The sequence below is a fragment of the Aquimarina sp. U1-2 genome (genome assembly GCF_017897595.1).
Classification (GTDB): domain Bacteria; phylum Bacteroidota; class Bacteroidia; order Flavobacteriales; family Flavobacteriaceae; genus Aquimarina.
Map to the genome: position 1 here is coordinate 1 of NZ_JAGKIK010000095.1, position 400 is coordinate 400.

General features: G+C 37.8%; 1 protein-coding gene. It reads right to left on the bottom strand.

The window, feature by feature from the left end; genetic code table 11:
* Positions 1-35: 35 nt before the first annotated feature.
* Complete coding sequence (locus J8281_RS19175) at positions 36-272, bottom strand: FeoA family protein (protein ID WP_203256486.1); 237 nt, start codon at positions 270-272, stop codon at positions 36-38.
* Positions 273-400: the final 128 nt, after the last annotated feature.

A 400-nucleotide genomic window follows, 5' to 3' on the forward strand; every position in this document is an offset into this window, starting at 1 on the left:
TATTGGGATTTCCTATTAAAGCAACATTTATCTGTTTACCCATGCGTTACTTTTTCAATTAAAATGTGAGTAGCAGTTTCCTTTCTTATGGCAAGGTGTGTACCATTCACGTTTAAATACATAGGGTCTTGTAATGGGGCCACTTGCAAAAGCGTTACAGGGTTTCCCGGTAAACATCCCATTTCCAGAAGTTTTAGTGGTATTTCTGTAGAAGATACATCAGTAATCACGGCATGTTCCCCTCGTTTTAAATCTGCTAATGTTAACCCCAAACTTATTTAGATTGATTTTAAAGAAGCAAAAATACAGCAAACTTCTTTTGTTTAAAAGTTAAAGTGTAATTATTTGGGCGTTGCCACAAGGGTCGGGCTTTCACTACTCAATCCCTCCTATGTCGGGG